The organism is Halorarum sp. SLYT50 (assembly GCF_059821265.1).
The window spans coordinates 2880664-2896333 of the sequence record NZ_CM187555.1 but is presented as its reverse complement, the minus strand read 5'-3'; the positions used below and the strand labels follow the sequence as shown (position 1 = coordinate 2896333).

15 protein-coding genes are annotated in these 15670 nt (G+C 69.7%); 13 read left to right on the top strand and 2 right to left on the bottom strand.

Features of this window, described 5'->3' with window-relative positions:
* The first annotated feature begins 23 nt into the window (after window positions 1-23).
* The 11 genes from AC6RUA_RS15150 (at window position 24) to AC6RUA_RS15100 (ending at window position 13615) form a co-directional block, all read left to right on the top strand.
* Window positions 24-1334, top strand: a complete 1311-nt coding sequence (locus tag AC6RUA_RS15150) for a DUF7544 domain-containing protein (RefSeq protein ID WP_499813826.1) — start codon at window positions 24-26, stop codon at window positions 1332-1334.
* Window positions 1276-3534, top strand: a complete 2259-nt coding sequence (locus AC6RUA_RS15145) for an NADP-dependent malic enzyme (protein WP_499813825.1) — start codon at window positions 1276-1278, stop codon at window positions 3532-3534. The genes AC6RUA_RS15150 and AC6RUA_RS15145 overlap by 59 nt, the downstream gene beginning before the upstream one ends.
* A 174-nt stretch (window positions 3535-3708) precedes the next feature.
* Window positions 3709-4140 carry a type IV pilin domain-containing protein gene (locus AC6RUA_RS15140; RefSeq protein WP_499813824.1) on the top strand — a complete coding sequence of 144 codons (432 nt, stop codon included), beginning with the start codon at window positions 3709-3711 and terminating at the stop codon, window positions 4138-4140.
* A gap of 11 nt (window positions 4141-4151) precedes the next feature.
* Entirely contained in the window at window positions 4152-4685 is a 534-nt protein-coding gene (locus AC6RUA_RS15135; RefSeq protein ID WP_499813823.1) for a type IV pilin domain-containing protein, read from the top strand.
* A 136-nt stretch (window positions 4686-4821) separates the two neighbouring features.
* Window positions 4822-6489 (top strand): ABC transporter substrate-binding protein, encoded by a 1668-nt coding sequence (locus AC6RUA_RS15130; RefSeq protein WP_499813822.1) that lies wholly within the window; start codon window positions 4822-4824, stop codon window positions 6487-6489.
* 27 nt (window positions 6490-6516) lie between these two features.
* Window positions 6517-7509, top strand: coding sequence for an ABC transporter permease (locus tag AC6RUA_RS15125; RefSeq protein WP_499813821.1), 993 nt, complete (start codon window positions 6517-6519; stop codon window positions 7507-7509).
* Window positions 7509-8609 carry an ABC transporter permease gene (locus AC6RUA_RS15120; RefSeq protein WP_499813820.1) on the top strand — a complete coding sequence of 367 codons (1101 nt, stop codon included), beginning with the start codon at window positions 7509-7511 and terminating at the stop codon, window positions 8607-8609. Before AC6RUA_RS15125 ends, AC6RUA_RS15120 begins: the two co-directional genes overlap by 1 nt.
* 1 nt (window position 8610) lies before the next feature.
* Window positions 8611-9882 (top strand): ABC transporter ATP-binding protein, encoded by a 1272-nt coding sequence (locus tag AC6RUA_RS15115; RefSeq protein ID WP_499813819.1) that lies wholly within the window; start codon window positions 8611-8613, stop codon window positions 9880-9882.
* Window positions 9875-11686 (top strand): ABC transporter ATP-binding protein, encoded by a 1812-nt coding sequence (locus AC6RUA_RS15110; protein ID WP_499813818.1) that lies wholly within the window; start codon window positions 9875-9877, stop codon window positions 11684-11686. Before AC6RUA_RS15115 ends, AC6RUA_RS15110 begins: the two co-directional genes overlap by 8 nt.
* Window positions 11687-11717: 31 nt before the next feature.
* A complete protein-coding gene (locus tag AC6RUA_RS15105; RefSeq protein ID WP_499813817.1) occupies window positions 11718-12707 on the top strand; it encodes a DMT family transporter in 990 nt (329 codons plus the stop codon).
* 89 nt (window positions 12708-12796) lie between these two features.
* A complete protein-coding gene (locus AC6RUA_RS15100; RefSeq protein WP_499813816.1) occupies window positions 12797-13615 on the top strand; it encodes a polysaccharide deacetylase family protein in 819 nt (272 codons plus the stop codon).
* A 72-nt stretch (window positions 13616-13687) separates the two neighbouring features.
* Here the strand turns inward: AC6RUA_RS15100 and AC6RUA_RS15095 are convergent, their stop codons facing one another.
* Together AC6RUA_RS15095 and AC6RUA_RS15090 are read right to left on the bottom strand one after the other, a co-directional pair.
* Window positions 13688-14701, bottom strand: a complete 1014-nt coding sequence (locus tag AC6RUA_RS15095) for an asparaginase (RefSeq protein ID WP_499813815.1) — start codon at window positions 14699-14701, stop codon at window positions 13688-13690.
* Complete coding sequence (locus AC6RUA_RS15090; RefSeq protein WP_499813814.1) at window positions 14698-14838, bottom strand: hypothetical protein; 141 nt, start codon at window positions 14836-14838, stop codon at window positions 14698-14700. The genes AC6RUA_RS15095 and AC6RUA_RS15090 overlap by 4 nt, the downstream gene beginning before the upstream one ends.
* Before the next feature lie 254 nt (window positions 14839-15092).
* Here AC6RUA_RS15090 and AC6RUA_RS15085 point away from each other — a divergent pair, with 254 nt between their 5' ends.
* Together AC6RUA_RS15085 and AC6RUA_RS15080 are read left to right on the top strand one after the other, a co-directional pair.
* A complete protein-coding gene (locus AC6RUA_RS15085; protein WP_499813813.1) occupies window positions 15093-15332 on the top strand; it encodes a DUF8028 family protein in 240 nt (79 codons plus the stop codon).
* A gap of 60 nt (window positions 15333-15392) precedes the next feature.
* On the top strand, window positions 15393-15542 hold the full coding sequence (locus AC6RUA_RS15080) for a hypothetical protein (protein ID WP_499813812.1): 150 nt from the start codon (window positions 15393-15395) through the stop codon (window positions 15540-15542).
* Window positions 15543-15670 lie beyond the last annotated feature (128 nt).

The following is a 15670-nucleotide window of genomic DNA, read 5'->3' as shown; positions in this document are numbered from 1 at the left end:
TCCGGTGGGAAATCGACTGAGACATGTCATGGTACGCGGTTGATGCCATCGACGACGCCATCGACGCGAGTCGGGCCTTCCTGTTCCCGTTCTCGCTCGGGCGGTGGGCGCGGCTGGCGCTCATCACCCTGTTCGTCGGGGGCGGCGGCGTCGGTATCAACCAGCTCTCCAACCTCTCGAACGCCGGGCAGTTCCCGACCGGACCGGGTGGTCCCTCCGTCCCGACGGACCCCGTACCGACGGTTCCCGACGTCGGAGGCGGCGTCGTCCTCGCCATTATCGCCGTCGTCTTCCTGCTCCTGTTCGCGCTCTGGTTCATCGGCGCGACGTTCGAGTTCGTGTTCGTGGACGTCATCGCCCGCGACCGGGTTCGCATCGTCCGCCCGTTCGGACGGCACGCGGTGAACGGGCTCCGCCTGCTCGGGTTCAATCTCGCGCTCACCGTCGCGATGCTCCTCCCGCTCGCTGTCGCCGGCTACCTCGCGTACGTCGCCGGCGGCCCACCGGGGTTCAACGGGTTCGACGCGCTGGGGGCGACCGGACTCGCCGCGTTGGTCGCGTTCGTGCTGGTCTGGTTCGTCCTGTTCGGACTCGTCGCCGGCCTCACGCGGACGTTCGTCGTCCCGGTGATGGTGGCGACCGGGACGGGGGTCGTCGCCGGCTGGCGACGCCTGTGGCCCCGGCTCCGCGGGGAGTGGAAACAGACGTTGCTGTTCCTGCTCCTCCACTTCTTCATCGGCATCGGCGTCGGTCTCGCCGGCGCGCTGCTGGCGCTGTTCGGGGCCATCCTCGTCGGTATCGTCGCACTCGTCGTCGGCCTCGCCGTCGCTGCGGCGGCGGGCGGCCTCGACCCGGGACTCGGCCTCGGCGTCGGGGTCCTCGCGGGCGCCGTCGTCGGCGTCCCCCCTTCGTCGTCCTCGTGGCGCTCCCGGTGGGGGTTCTCACGACCACCTACCTGCGGATGTACGAACTCGCGTCGCTGGCGGGCTTCGACCGGGCGTTCGACCTGCTCGGCCCGTACCGCTCCGAGATGGACGACGGCCCCGGCGGCGGGTCGGGCACGCCCCCAGACGACGACTTCGGCGGGTCGGACGGCCCCGTCGGCGACGACGCGTCCGACCGGAACGACGGTGGGTTCGGCGGGTTCGACCCCGCCGACCCCGTGGACGAGGAGCGACGTCGGGACGACGAGCGCGACGGCGGGGGGCGGCGAACCGCGCCGGGTGGCGCCTGACCGCTCGGTAGCTTTTTCATCGGTCCGGCGGTGGCTCCGGCATGGGACTGGACGACGACGCACGGGAGTATCACCGCTCCGACCCGCCCGGCAAGCTTGAGATCTCGACCACGAAGCCCACGAACACCCAGCGCGACCTGTCGCTGGCGTACTCGCCGGGGGTGGCCGCGCCGTGTCTCGACATCGCCGAGGACCCCGAGCGAGCCTACGAGTACACGGCGAAGGGGAACCTCGTCGGCGTCGTCTCGAACGGGTCGGCGGTGCTGGGACTGGGCGACATCGGCGCGCAGGCGTCGAAACCGGTGATGGAGGGGAAGGGCGTCCTCTTCAAGCGCTTCGCCGACATCGACGTGTTCGACGTCGAACTCGACCAGACCGACCCCGGCGACGTCGTCCGCACCGTCTCGGCGATGGAGCCGACGTTCGGCGGGGTGAACCTCGAGGACATCGCCGCGCCCGAGTGTTTCGAGATCGAGTCGCGCCTGCGCGAGGAGATGGACGTCCCCGTCTTCCACGACGACCAGCACGGCACCGCCATCATCAGCGGCGCCGCCCTCCTCAACGCCGCCGAAATAGCCGGTAAAGACCTCGAAGACCTCGAAATCGTCTTCTCGGGCGCGGGCGCGTCCGCCATCGCCACCGCGCGGTTCTACGTCTCGCTCGGCGCGCGCGCGGCGAACATCACGATGTGCGACTCCTCGGGCGTCATCACCGCCGACCGCGCCGCCGCGGACGACGTGAACGAGTTCAAGAAGGAGTTCGCCCGCGACGTGCCCGAGGGCGGCCTCGCCGACGCGATGCGTGGGGCGGACGTGTTCGTGGGGCTGTCGGTCGGGGGTATCGTCAACGAGGAGATGGTTCGGTCGATGGCCAGCGACCCCATCATCTTCGCGATGGCCAACCCCGACCCCGAAATCGCCTACGAGAAGGCCAAGGCCGCACGCGAGGATACCGTCATCATGGCCACCGGCCGCTCCGACTACCCCAACCAGGTCAACAACGTCCTCGGGTTCCCCTTCATCTTCCGCGGTGCGCTCGACGCCCGCGCGACCGACATCAACGAAGAGATGAAACGCGCCGCCGCCGAAGCGCTCGCCGACCTCGCCCGCCAAGACGTCCCGGACGCCGTCGTCAAAGCCTACGGCGACCAACCACTCCAGTTCGGCCCCGACTACGTCATCCCCAAACCCCTCGACCCCCGGGTGCTGTTCGAAGTCGCACCCGCCGTCGCGCGAGCGGCCGCGGACTCGGGCGTCGCCCGCCGCGAACTCGACACCGACGAGTACACCGAGCGACTCGAAGCCCGACTGGGGAAGGGCCGCGAGATGATGCGCGTCGTGCTCAACAAGGCGCGCTCGCAGCCGAAGCGGGTCGTCCTCGCGGAGGGGGACGACGAGAAGATGATCCGCGCGGCCTACCAGATGCGCGAGCAGGGAATCGCGGAACCGGTCCTGCTGGGCGACCGCGAGCGCATCGAGACGACGGCCCGCGCGCTCGGACTGGGCTTCCAGCCCGAGGTGGTCGACCCCGACGAGGACGGGAAGGCCGAGAAGTACGCGGAGCGGTTACACGACCTGCGCAAGCGGAAGGGAATCACGCGCTCGGAGGCCAGCGACCTGGTCCGGCGCGACACCAACTACTTCGGGAGCGTCATGGTCGAGACGGGGGACGCGGACGCGCTCCTCACGGGGCTGACGCACGACTACCCGAAGGCGCTCCGGCCGCCCCTGCAGGTCATCGGCACCGCCGAGGACGCCGAGTACGTCGCGGGCGTGTACATGCTGACGTTCAAGAACCGCGTCGTGTTCTGCGCCGACACCACCGTGAACCAGGCGCCCGACGCGGACGTGCTCGCGGAGGTGACGAAACACACCGCCGAACTCGCCCGGCGGTTCAACGTCGACCCCCGGGCGGCGATGCTGTCGTACTCGAACTTCGGGTCGGTGGACAACGAGGGGACGGCCAAGCCGCGGCGGGCGGTGGACCTGCTCCACGAGGACCCCGAGGTGGACTTCCCGGTCGACGGGGAGATGCAGGCGGACACCGCCGTCGTCGAGGAGATTCTCGAGGACACGTACTCGTTCTCTGACCTCGACGCCCCGGCGAACGTGCTGGTGTTCCCCAACCTCGAAGCGGGCAACATCGGGTACAAACTCCTCCAGCGACTCGGCGGCGCCGACGCCATCGGCCCGATGCTCGTCGGGATGGGCGACCCGGTCCACGTCATCCAGCGTGGCGACGAGGTGAAGGACATCGTCAACCTCGCCGGCGTGGCCGTCGTCGACGCACAGGACGAGTAGGCTCGCCGCGGCCGGCCCGACTCCGTCGTGGCGCTTGCTGCTCAATTTTGATAAACGGGGAGATATCCTTTTATTTACCAGTCGGGTAGCGTAGGACAGAGCCCGACGACGCACGGGCGGTGGAGGGGGACCGAGGTCCCGCCGTCGTGCGACAGTCGGCGGGCACCCAAACACATGAACTTCAAGCAACTCTTCGCGGACGACCGCGCCGTGAGCCCGGTCATCGGGGTCATCCTGATGGTCGCCATCACGGTCATCCTCGCGGCAGTCATCGGCACGTTCGTGCTCGGACTCGGGAGCGGACTGAGTCAGGCGCCGCAGGTGCAGATGGACTTCCAGTACAACGACACGGCACCTGGTGGGGTAGGGACCGGCGGTGTCGCTATTTATCACCAGGGTGGAGAAGAACTCGACGCGAGTACGCTCTCGCTGTCGGAAAGTGACGAGAGTACGTCTACTATCGGTACGATAAGTGGTGGGCCGTACACTGCCGGTGATAAGATCGTGTCTGGAGATTACGACGCGGGTGAGACGATACAGATCGTCTGGACGAGCCCCGAGGGTGGTAGCACTCAGATCATCGGCGAGTCCACCGCGCCGAACTAACACCCCCGACGATGAATTTTAAACAGATAATAACCGACGAACGAGCGGTAAGTCCAGTCATCGGGGTCATCCTGATGGTCGCCATCACGGTCATCCTCGCAGCAGTCATCGGCACGTTCGTGCTCGGACTCGGGAGCGGCCTCAGCCAAGCGCCGCAGGCACAGTTCGGATTCGATTCGACCGACAAAACCAGCGCGGACGCCGGCGATACGACGGAGACCGCTCCGGAGAACACCGACCAGTTGGTTATCACTCACGAGGGAGGAGAGACCATCACCGGTAGCAACCTGTACGTCAAGATATCCGGTAGTGCTCCGGCAGCGGTCAACGGAGAGTACGCGTGGGACGGAACCGATCTGGGTGGAACAAGCGAAGTCTCTGCCGGGTCGTCGGTGACGCTGAGCGCTTCGACGGTCGGTACGGACCCGGGTGATAGTGGTGAGTCTGCTTCGGAGCTTGACCTGAACGGTGCGAAGGTACAGCTGGTCTACAAGAGCCCGGATTCGGGCAGTACCTCTATCATTCGAGAGTACGAGGTCAGCTAAACTCGCCGAGGGGCAGCTTTTTTCGGAGAATCAACGGTTCACTAACGGGCGCACCACAGCGGGATCTTACGTCTCGCAGCTACGGAACCGCCGGCCATTCACAGCATATAAGAATGTGACCGCCTTCGTGGGGCGTATGTCCGAGGAGCAGACCTCACGACGACGATTCTTGAGCGCAGTCGGGTCGGCGGCCGGAGCCGCCGCGCTCGCAGGCTGTTCGGGGAACCAGGGTGGCGGGGAAGCCACCGCCGCCGAGGAGACCACCGCCGGCGGAGAGAGCACTCCCTCGCCGACGAGCGAGCAGGGGACGACCGAACAGGGGACGACAGAGCGCCCCGAACCGGAGACGCGAGCGGAGTACCTCAAGCGCGCGAACCTCGTTGCCCACGAGGGGGCGCCGTGGATATTCCTCAACCGCCAGTACTCGGTGTACGGCAAGTCGCAGGCCATCGACTGGCAGGCGCGGCGCGACGAACGAATCGACGCGTACGCCATCCAGCCCGCGGGCGACGGCGGCGAGGACGTCGTCATCACGCAGGGGCAGATGGACACGGGTCTCGACCCGCACGACCACCGCGAGACGACCACCGACAACGTCGTCCTGCAGGCGTACGAGGGCGTCCTCGCGCGCGACCGGACGGGGAAGGTCATCAACATGCTCGCGACCGACTACCGGCGCGTCGAGGAGGGGACCGTCGAGTTCACCATCCGCGACGACGTGACGTTCCACAACGGCGACGCGCTGACCCCCGAGGACGTCGCGTTCTCCGTCAACCGCATCGTCCAGGGCGACGTGGGCGGTCTCGAGAGCCCGCAGCGCGACCAGCTCGCGGGCGTCACGGGCGCGGAGGTGGCGAGCGCCGAGGACCGCACGGTCCGGGTGAACTCGGAGAACCTCAATCCCATCGTGTTCGCGCTGTTCGCGAGCTACTGCGACGTGATGCAGAAGTCGTGGGTCGAGGAACACGAGAACGCCTACATCAACCAGAACATGAACGGGACCGGCCCGTTCGCGCTCGCGAACTACGAGCAGGGCGTCTCCGTCGAGTTCGAGCGGTTCGAGGACTACTGGCAGGAGCCCGCGGCCATCTCGACGCTCACGTTCGACGGCGCGAAGGAGTCGAGCACGCGAGTGAACAAACTGCTCGGCGGCGAGTCCGACATCGTCGTCAACGTCCCGCCCCAGGAGGTGAGCCGGGTGAACAACTCCGACTCGGCGTCCATCGCGGCGGTACCGTCCACGCGCATCATCTACAACGGGCTCCGGACCGACGTGGAGCCGTTCGACTCCGAGGCGTTCCGGCGCGCGCTGAATTACGCGGTGAACCTCGAGTCCATCGTGCAGAACGTCCTCCAGACGTTCGGCGACCAGACCGGCCAGCCCACCCTCGAGGGGTTCACCGGCCACAACGGCGAGGTGAACGCCTACCCGTACGACAAGGAACGGGCCGAGCAACTGGTCGAGGAGTCGGGGTACGCCGGCGCGGAGATCACGCTCCACACGCCCGTCGGGCGGTACCTCAAGGACGTCGAGATCGCTCGCGCAACCGCCAACCAGATAAACGAACTGTCGAACGTCTCCGCGAGCGTCGAACAGCGCGAGTTCAGTTCGCTCGTCGACGAACTCCTCACCGGAAACATCGAGGACAAGCCCCACTGGTTCCTCATCGGCTGGGGGAACGCCACGTTCGACGCCAGCCAGACGCTCATCCCGCTGCTCACGAGCGACGGCGTGTTGACGACGTGGAAGAACGAGGAGTTCGACAGCCTCGTCGAGAACGCACAGAGCCTCCCCGGCAACTAACCACCCGCGAACGGCTCTCTACGTCACATGTCTTACGGACGGTTCGTACTCAAACGTGGTCTGCAGGGCGTGCTGGTCGTCTGGGGCGTCGTGACCGTCGTGTTCGGGCTGCGGTTCATCACCCCCGGAAGCCCGGTCAACGCCGTCGCCCCGCTGGACGCCAGCCCGGAGTTGCGACGCCGCATCGCCGAGGAACTCGGCCTCAACGAGCCCATCTACGTCCAGTACGGCAACTACGTCTGGGAGCTCCTGCACGGGGAGATGGGCTACTCGTACATCTCCAGCATCGAGGCGAGCGCGGTCGTGTTCAGCAAGCTCCCGGCGACGCTGGAACTCGCCGTCGCGTCCACGGTGGTCGCCATCGTGCTCTCCATCCCGCTCGGGGTCGTGAGCGCGACCCGGCGGCACGAACCGGCCGACTACGCCGCGACGACGTTCTCGCTGGTGGGCATCTCGACGCCGAACTTCTGGCTGGGAATCATGCTGGTGTTGCTCCTGTCGGTGGAGTTGAACCTCCTCCCGACGAGCGGACGGGCGTTCGGGTTCGCGAGTTCGCTCGCGGCGCTGACCGGGCCGCGACCGTTCCTCGGCGTCGCGGGCGCGTGGCTCGCGTCGCTGTTCCTCCCGGCCATCACGCTGGGGACGTACTTCACGGCGCTCGTCACCCGGCTCACCCGCTCGGGGATGCTGGACGAACTCGGCAAGCAGTACGTCCGCGCGACGCGGGCGAAGGGGTTGCCCGAGTCGCTCGTGCGCTACAGGCACGCGCTGAAGAACACGCTCATCCCCGTGGTGACGGTGCTGGGTCTCCAGATGGGGACGCTCATCGGCGGGGCGGTCATCACCGAGGCGGTGTTCGCGTGGCCCGGGCTGGGAACGACGCTCATCGCGGCCATCAACGCCCGTGACTGGCCCATCATCCAGGGGAGCCTCATCGTCATCGGGGTGGGCTTCGTGCTCGTGAACGTCGTGGTCGACGCGCTGTACGCCTACCTCGACCCGCAGGTGGTGGCCGACTGATGGCGGGTCCGCTCGACTGGCTCTACTCGGTCGGCGCGCGCCTGCTCGGCGCGCTGTCGGTATCCCCCCGGACCGTCCGGAACCTCAAGTCGGAGTTCGACACGAGCGCCCTCTCGAAAATCGGGGTCGCGCTCGTGTTCGTCATCGTGTTCGTGGCGGTGTTCGCCCCCTTCCTCGCGCCGCACAACCCCACGACGCAGGACCTCGACAACTCGCGGCTCCCGCCGCTCGGGTTCACGGAGACGGAACAACAGACGGAGACGCGCATGGTCAACGGCAGCGTCCAGACGGTGAACGTGACGAACACGACGAGCGCGACGCTCTCGCACCCGCTCGGGACGAACTCGCTCGGACAGGACATGCTCTCGCGGGTCATCTACGGCGCGCGGACGTCGCTGCTCGTGGGGCTGTTCGGCACCCTGCTGGCGACGGTGCTGGGGGTGACCGTCGGGCTGACCGCGGGCTACTACCGCGGTCGGGTCGACGACGCGCTGATGCGGTTCGCGGACATCTCGCTCGCGTTCCCCTCGCTGGTGCTGGCCATCGCGCTCATCGGCGTCTGGGGGCGCGCGAGCCTGACGCTCCCCGACCCGTTCGTGCTGTCGGGGGTGGTCGCCCCGGTCCGGAGCGCGGTCGGCCTCCCGACGCCGATGCCGGACACGTTCACGCTTCCGGGGACGGTCGTCGTCGTCGTCGGACTGGTGAACTGGGTGTGGTTCGCGCGCGTCTCGCGCGGGGAGGCGCTCTCCATCCGCGAGGAGGAGTTCGTGAAGGCCGCCCGGGCGCTGGGCGCGGACGACGCCCGCATCGTGCTCCGGCACGTCCTCCCGAACGCGACCACGCCCATCCTCGTGCTGGCGACCATCCAGGTCGCGGCCATCATCCTGCTGGAGTCCTCGCTGTCGTTCCTCGGCTTCTCGGGGACGACGCTCTCGTGGGGCTTCGACATCGCGCAGGGGCGCGACTACCTCGCGTCCGCCTGGTGGATAGCGACGATGCCGGGGCTGGCCATCGTGTTCACCGTCATCGGTATCAACCTCGTCGGGGACTGGCTCCGCGACGCGCTCGACCCCGGCATCGAGGGGGAGGGGGGTGTCTGAGATGACCGAGACGCGACCCACGGCGGACGGACACGCCTCCGGCGCGCCGACCGGCCACGACGACGACGTGCTCCGGGTCCGCGACCTCTCGACCCGGTTCTTCACCGACGAGGGACAGGTGAACGCCGTCGAGGGCGTCGACTTCGACGTGCGCGACGGCGAGGTGTTCGGCATCGTCGGCGAGTCGGGGTCGGGCAAGTCGGTCACCGCGCTGTCGGTCATCGACCTCATCGAGTCGCCCGGCCGCATCACGAGCGGCGAGGTGTGGTACCGCGACCCGGGGCTCGCGGAGGAGTTCGCCGACGAGACGCCCGCGGCCGTCGACGGGGAGTTCGTCGACGTGCGCCGCCTGCCGACGGGCGTGCGCCGCTCGCTCCGCGGACCGGCGTTCTCGATGATATTCCAGGACCCGATGTCGTCGCTCAACCCCTCGGTCACCGTCGGCGAGCAGATCGCCGAGGCGGTGGAGGTCCAGCGGCGCGCGGACGCCAACCCGCGGCGCACCCGCTCGCGCACGCAGGGGTACGGGCTGGGACGGCTCATCCTCGACTCGGTCGTCCCCGGCCGCGACTTCACGAGCGAGGCGAGCGAGGCGCGCGCGGTCGAACTGCTCGAACAGGTCGGCATCCCCGACCCGGCCGAACGCGCCGAGGAGTACCCCCACCAGTTCAGCGGCGGGATGCTCCAGCGGGCGATGATAGCCCAGGCGCTCGCCGGCGAACCGGACGTGCTGGTCGCGGACGAGCCGACGACGGCGCTCGACGTGACCATCCAGGCGCAGATACTCAACCTGCTGCGGGACCTGCAGGCCGAGGAGGGCATGTCCGTCGTCATGATAACCCATGACCTGGGCGTCATCGCGCGGATGTGCGACCGCGTCGGCGTGATGTACGCCGGCCAGTTCGTCGAGCGCGGGACGCTCTCGGACGTGTTCGACGCGCCGGTCCACCCCTACACGGAGGGGCTGCTCGGCTCCGTCCCGGACCTCGACGACCCCGCGCCGCGCCTCCAGCCCATCGAGGGGAACGTCCCGTCGCTGCTCGACTCGGAGATGGGTGACCGGTGTTACTTCGCGGACCGCTGCCCGAAGGCGATGGAGGACTGCCTCCAGCCCGTCCCGGAGTACGACGCCGGCGAGAGCGAGGAACACGCCGCCCGGTGCGTGCTCGCCGTACAGGAGTACGACGAGTCGGCCGCGCTCCCCGACGGCTACTTCGAGGACGACGCCGGGCGCGGCGACGCCGCGGACGAGGAGGTGACCGCCGGTGACTGAGAGCGAGACCGAACTGCGAGCGGAGGCGGACGCGAGCGGCGACGAGGACCTCCTCTCCGTGCGAGACCTGCGGAAGTACTACTACGAGAACGACACGCTCGTCGACCGGCTCATGGGACGCGACCCGACGAGCGTCAAGGCGGTCGACGGGGTCGACCTGAGCATCGAGCGAGGGGAGACGCTCGGACTCGTCGGCGAGTCGGGCTGCGGGAAGTCCACGACGGGCGAGACGCTGTTGCGCCTCCGCGACGCGACTGACGGGACGGTCCGGTTCGACGGCGAGGACGTGCTCGGAATGGACTCCGAGGACCTGCGCCGCTTCCGCAAGCGCGCGCAGATAGTCTTTCAGGACCCATTCTCCAGTCTCGACCCGCGCATGACCGTCGGCGACGTCATCGCGGAGGGGCTGAAGATTCACGGACTCCCCGCTCCGGACCCGGACGTCTCGGTCGAGGCGGACGTGACCGTGGAGGGGAACGCGGCCGTCGAGGTGACCGTCGAGGACGACGTCGACGCGGCCGTCGAGAGCGAGGACGGCGTCGCGCGCGTCCCGGTGCACGTGGACGCGACGGGGGACGACGAGGGCGTCGCCGTCTCGTTCGGCCGGTACGACGAGGTGCTCGACGCGGACGTGACAGAGCGCCCGGACGGGTACGGCGTGACCGTCTCCGTCGGGGCCCCCAAGCGCCGGCTCCGCCGCGAGCGGGCGCGGACCCTGCTCGAACGCGTCGGCCTCTCGGCCGGGCAGGTGGACCGCTACCCCCACGAGTTCTCGGGCGGCCAACGCCAGCGGGTCGGCATCGCCCGGGCGCTGGCGCTCGACCCGGAGTTCATCGTGCTCGACGAACCCGTGTCCGCGCTCGACGTGAGCGTGCAGGCGCAGATACTCAACCTGCTCGACGACCTGCAGGCCGAGTACGGCCTGACGTACCTGTTCATCGCGCACGACCTGAGCGTCGTCCGGCACATCTGCGACCGGGTGGCCGTGATGTACCTCGGCGAGGTGGTCGAGACGGGGACGACACGGGAGATATTCGAGGCGCCGAAACACCCCTACACGGAGGCGCTCCTCGAGTCCGTCCCGCGCGCGGACACCGACGAGCAGGGTCGGCGCGTCGAGACGCTCTCGGGCGACGTTCCCTCGCCGCGGAACCCGCCGTCCGGCTGTCGGTTCCGGACGCGGTGTCCACGAATCATCCCGCCGCCGGGGGTCGTCATCGAGCAGTCGACGTACCGCTCGGTGATGGACCTCCGCGACCGACTGCGGCGGGGCGACTTCGGCGCGGGCGTCGTCTGGGACACCGTGGGCGACCCGGAGCACGAGGAGACGGAGGCGTTCAAGTCGGCCGTGCGCGAGGAGTTCGGCCTCGAGGGGCTGACGGGCGCGAACCTCGACACGGTCGAGGACGCGCTCGAAGTCCTGGCGAACGGACGCGAGGCGGAGGCGGCCGACCGGCTGACCGAGCGGTTCGAGTCGGTCTGCGAGACGGAGGAGCCGACGCTCCCCGACGAACCGCACCCGGCGGCGTGTCACCTGTTCCGCGAGGACGTCGAGACGGACGCGACGCTCGAAGAACCGGTGACCGACCCCGAGTTCGGCGGGATGGGGATGGCGATGGCCCCCGATGACGCCCCGACGAGCGTCCCCGACGAGGTGGCCGACCCCGAGGGGGACGCGCGCGACTCCGACTCCGGTGCGAGCGGCCGGACGGACGGCGACGCCCCCGAGGACGACGAGAGCGGCGACGACGACGGCTCGGGCGGCGGACCCCGGGAGGAGTCGTCCGGCGGGTCGGAACCGTAACCCTCACGCGCGCCGCCGGGGAACCCGCGGTGTGAGCCGCTATCGAAACCTCGGTCTCTTCCTCCTCCTCGCGGCCGTCTGGGGCTCGGCGTTCGCCGCCATCAAGGCCGGACTGGCGTTCTTCCCGCCCGTGCTGTTCGCGGCCGTCCGCTACGACGTGGCGGGTGTCGTCATGCTGGCGTACGCGTGGTACGCCGTCGACGACCCGCTCCCCCGCGGGCGCGCACAGTGGGCCGAGGTGGGCGTCGGGGCGGTGCTCCTCATCGCCGCCTACCACGCCTTCCTGTTCGTCGGGCAGGCCGACCCCGCGGTGTCGAGCGCCGCCGCGGCGGTCATCGTGGGACTGAACCCGGTGCTCACCACCGGCTTCTCGCGCGCGTTCCTGCCGAGCGAACGACTCTCCGCGCTCGGCGTCCTCGGCGTCCTCGTCGGGTTCGCCGGCGCGGTGGTGCTCGCGGAACCCGACCCCGACGCCCTGTTCGCGGTGACCGACGCCGGCTCCCTGTTCGCGGGCGGGACGGTCACGCTCGGGTCGCTCGCGACACCGCTCGGCGAGGGTGCCGCCGCGAAGGGGCTGGTCCTGCTCGCCGTCGCGAGTTTCGCGCTCGGGGCGGTGCTCACCCGCCGTATCGACTCGGGGCTCGCCATCGAACCGATGGAGGCGTGGTCGATGCTGTTCGGCGCGCTCCTGATGCACGCCCTCTCGGCCGGACTGGGCGAGCGACTCGCGGCCGCGACGTGGAACGCCGAGTCGCTCGCCGCGCTCGCGTACCTCTCGCTCGCGGCGTCGGCGCTCGGGTTTCTGGTCTACTTCGACCTGCTCGACAGGCTGGGACCCGTCGAGATAAACCTCGTCTCGTACGTCGCGCCGCTGTTCGCCGCGCTCGCCGGGTGGGTGTTGCTCGGCGAGACCATCACGTCCGCGACGGTGACGGGTTTCTGTCTCGTGTTCGCCGGCTTCCTCCTGCTCAAGCGGGACGCCATCCGCACGGAACTCCGGCGGCTCGTCACCTCGGCGTGAGCCGGTGGCGACCCGTGAATCGGAACAGTCGGCGCCGACCCGTCCCGAGGCCGGGGTAGCTTTTCTACCGTCGCCCGAGACGCGCCCGCATGGACGACGACGCGCCGACCGTCTGTCTCACGTTCGACTTCGACGCCGTCTCGCCGTGGTTGCACATCCCCGGTCGGAACGGACCGACGAACCGCTCGCGGGGGCTGTTCGGGGCCGAAGAGGGTGCGCCGCGACTGCTCGACCTGCTGGCCGAGGAGGGACTGACGAGCACCTGGTTCGTCCCCGGCCACACCGTCGACTCGTTCCCGGACCCGTGCGAGCGGGTGGTCGAGGAGGGACACGAGGTGGCGCACCACGGGTGGAGCCACACCCCGCCGGGGAGCTACGAGTCGCGCGAGGCGGAACTCGCGGACGTCGAACGCGGCGTTGAGAGCCTGACGGACCTGACCGGGAGCGCGCCGGCGGGCTACCGCTCGCCGTCGTGGGACTACTCCGAGCACACCGTCTCGATACTGGAGGAGGTGGGGTTCGCCTACAGTTCCTCGGGGATGGCGAGCGACTTCCGCCCGTACCGCGTGTACGAGGACGACCCGGACCCCGGCGCGGCGTACGACCGGGGGCGCGAGACGGACGTGGTCGAGCTACCGGTCTCGTGGATGCGCGACGACTACCCCGGGATGGCGTTCACGCCCGACCGGGCGTTCGCGGACGAGGCGGGCGTCGTCCGACGGTGGCGCCGGGGGTTCGACTGGATGGCCGCGAACGAACCCGCGGGCGTGTTCGTCCTCACGATGCACCCGCAGGTGATGGGCCGCGCCCACCGGGTCGAGCGCCTGCGCGGCCTGGTCGCTCACATGCGCGGAGCGGGAGCGACGTTTCGCACCTGCGAGTCGGTCGTCGAGGCCGCGGTCGTCTGAGCGGGAGTGACGGGAGCCGTCCGAACGACGTTCGAGCGGACGGCGAGCGACCGGGTGGGTCGTAGGGTGCGACTACGCGTCCGCACCGGTCGCATCCGCGTCCGACGGAGCGAACGACTCGAACACCCGTTCGGCCGGGACGTCGCCCGCGAGCGCGAGACAGAGCGCGACGCGCGCCTTGGAGACGGACAGGTCGCCCGCGAAGAGCGCACCCGCGTCGGCGAGCGTCACCGCCCCGCCGCGGGTGCCGTACACGGGTTCGGTCGGTCCGGCGTGACAGCGCGTCCCGACGACGACCGGGACGGACTCGACGGCCTCCCGGAGGGCGTCGCCCAACTCGCCCGTCACGTTCCCGAGCCCGGTTCCCTGCACCACGAGTCCGTCGGCGCCGCCGTCGAGGGCCCGTTCGACCCCGTCCGTCCCGACGCCCGTCCCCGAGTGAACCACGGGGACGGACACGTCGTCGGCGGCGGCCGACAGCGGCAGCGCCACGTCCGGCGGGCGGAGCGCGCGGTGGACGGCGACGTCGGCCCGCGTGAACGTGGCGGCGGGCCCCTTCCCGGGCGACCCGAACGTGGAGAGAGCGTTCGTGTGACGCTTCGCTGCGTCCCGCGCGGGATGGAGTTCGTCGTCGAACGCGACGGCGACGCCCGGCGCGAAGCGGTCGTCCGCGGCCGCCCGCACCGCGGTCAGGAGGTTCGCCGGCGCGTCGCTCCCCGGTTCGTCGAAGCGGCGCTGCGAACCGGTGACGACCACCGGAATCGGGAGGTCCGTGCCGACCGCGAGCGCGAACGCCGTGTCCGCGAGCGTGTCCGTCCCGTGCGTGACGACGACGCCGTCCGCGGCGTCGTCGACGGCCCGTTCGGCCGCGTTCGCGAGCGCCGTCACCGTGGCGAAGTCCATGTCGAACCCCGGACGCGAGGCGACGGACTCGGCGGTCACGTCGGCGTACTCGGCGAGTTCGGGAACCTGCTCGACCAGTTCCTCCCCCGCCTTCGCGGGCGCGGCCCCGCCTTCGCCCGGTTCCGAGGCGATGGTGCCGCCCGCCGCGACGACGCGGACCGTCGACGCTCGGTCGGCGCTCACGCGACACCCCCGTCGCCGACTCGCGTTGACGGGCCGGCGTCGGCCGCGCGCGCTCCCGTGCCGGCGGGGCGCACGTCCGCGGCGGGTTCCGACTCCCCGGCGAGTGACGTACCGCGTTCGACGGTTCGTGTTGCCATACGGGCAGTGTGCGAGCCCCCGTCATAGCCGTTGGCCCGCCCCGCGTCGCCTGCCGCCACCCGGCGGCGGGGGGGCGGTCGTCCGACAGCCGACGGACGGGAACCTCGTGGAAACAAAGCCGTATTCGACCCCGACCAAGTCACCTCAACCGTACGTAAGCGGTAATGAACCGGGAGTAGGCCCTCGCTTCCGGCGTGAACGGTCGTACGGCTATATGAGGCCGGGAGCCGTCGGAGGAAGTAGCCCCTCCACGATGTCCTCCTCCACCCCCTCGCGCAACCTGGCCCGGTTGAAGAAGGCGATTCCGGCCGTCGTCGACGCGCTCCCCCTCCGCGCCGTCGCCTTCTACGCCACCATCGTCGCGCCGCTGTTGTACCTCCCGCTGCTCGCCGGAGAGGGCGGACTCACCGGCGCGGAGTTCCCGCTGTTCGTCGTCCTCCTGCTCGGGAACGCTGCGGCGCTCGTGCTCGGACACGGCTACCGCGAAGAGTAGGCCCGAGGACCTGCGCGTGCGGCCCCAACCCGTATCCGTCTCCCAGTGGACCAACCGGCCGTGAGCTACCGAACGACCGTCGGCTGGTCGCTGTTCACGTCTGGCGTCGTCACGCTGCTACTGGTCTACCTGCCGGGCGACTCGTTCTGGTGGGGCATCGCGCTCATGGCGGCGGGTGTCGCGGTGGCGGTGACGCGGTTCCTGGCGTGACTGCTGGCGGGAGAACTCGCGCCCCGAGAGCGGGGACTCCGCCGGCGTATCGGGAGAGGTGACGTTCGGGAACGGAGGCGCGTTCAGCTGGTCGCTCCGCTCGTCGATGTGGCTGTCAGGAAGTGGGC

Bases quoted from the DNA above. Each gene is read 5' to 3' on its own strand.
- AC6RUA_RS15150 (WP_499813826.1), top strand. From the start codon at position 24: ATGTCATGGTACGCGGTTGATGCCATCGACGACGCCATCGACGCGAGT.
- AC6RUA_RS15145 (WP_499813825.1), top strand. From the start codon at position 1,276: ATGGGACTGGACGACGACGCACGGGAGTATCACCGCTCCGACCCGCCC.
- AC6RUA_RS15140 (WP_499813824.1), top strand. From the start codon at position 3,709: ATGAACTTCAAGCAACTCTTCGCGGACGACCGCGCCGTGAGCCCGGTC.
- AC6RUA_RS15135 (WP_499813823.1), top strand. From the start codon at position 4,152: ATGAATTTTAAACAGATAATAACCGACGAACGAGCGGTAAGTCCAGTC.
- AC6RUA_RS15130 (WP_499813822.1), top strand. From the start codon at position 4,822: ATGTCCGAGGAGCAGACCTCACGACGACGATTCTTGAGCGCAGTCGGG.
- AC6RUA_RS15125 (WP_499813821.1), top strand. From the start codon at position 6,517: ATGTCTTACGGACGGTTCGTACTCAAACGTGGTCTGCAGGGCGTGCTG.
- AC6RUA_RS15120 (WP_499813820.1), top strand. From the start codon at position 7,509: ATGGCGGGTCCGCTCGACTGGCTCTACTCGGTCGGCGCGCGCCTGCTC.
- AC6RUA_RS15115 (WP_499813819.1), top strand. From the start codon at position 8,611: ATGACCGAGACGCGACCCACGGCGGACGGACACGCCTCCGGCGCGCCG.
- AC6RUA_RS15100 (WP_499813816.1), top strand. From the start codon at position 12,797: ATGGACGACGACGCGCCGACCGTCTGTCTCACGTTCGACTTCGACGCC.
- AC6RUA_RS15090 (WP_499813814.1), bottom strand. From the start codon at position 14,838: ATGGCAACACGAACCGTCGAACGCGGTACGTCACTCGCCGGGGAGTCG.
- AC6RUA_RS15085 (WP_499813813.1), top strand. From the start codon at position 15,093: ATGTCCTCCTCCACCCCCTCGCGCAACCTGGCCCGGTTGAAGAAGGCG.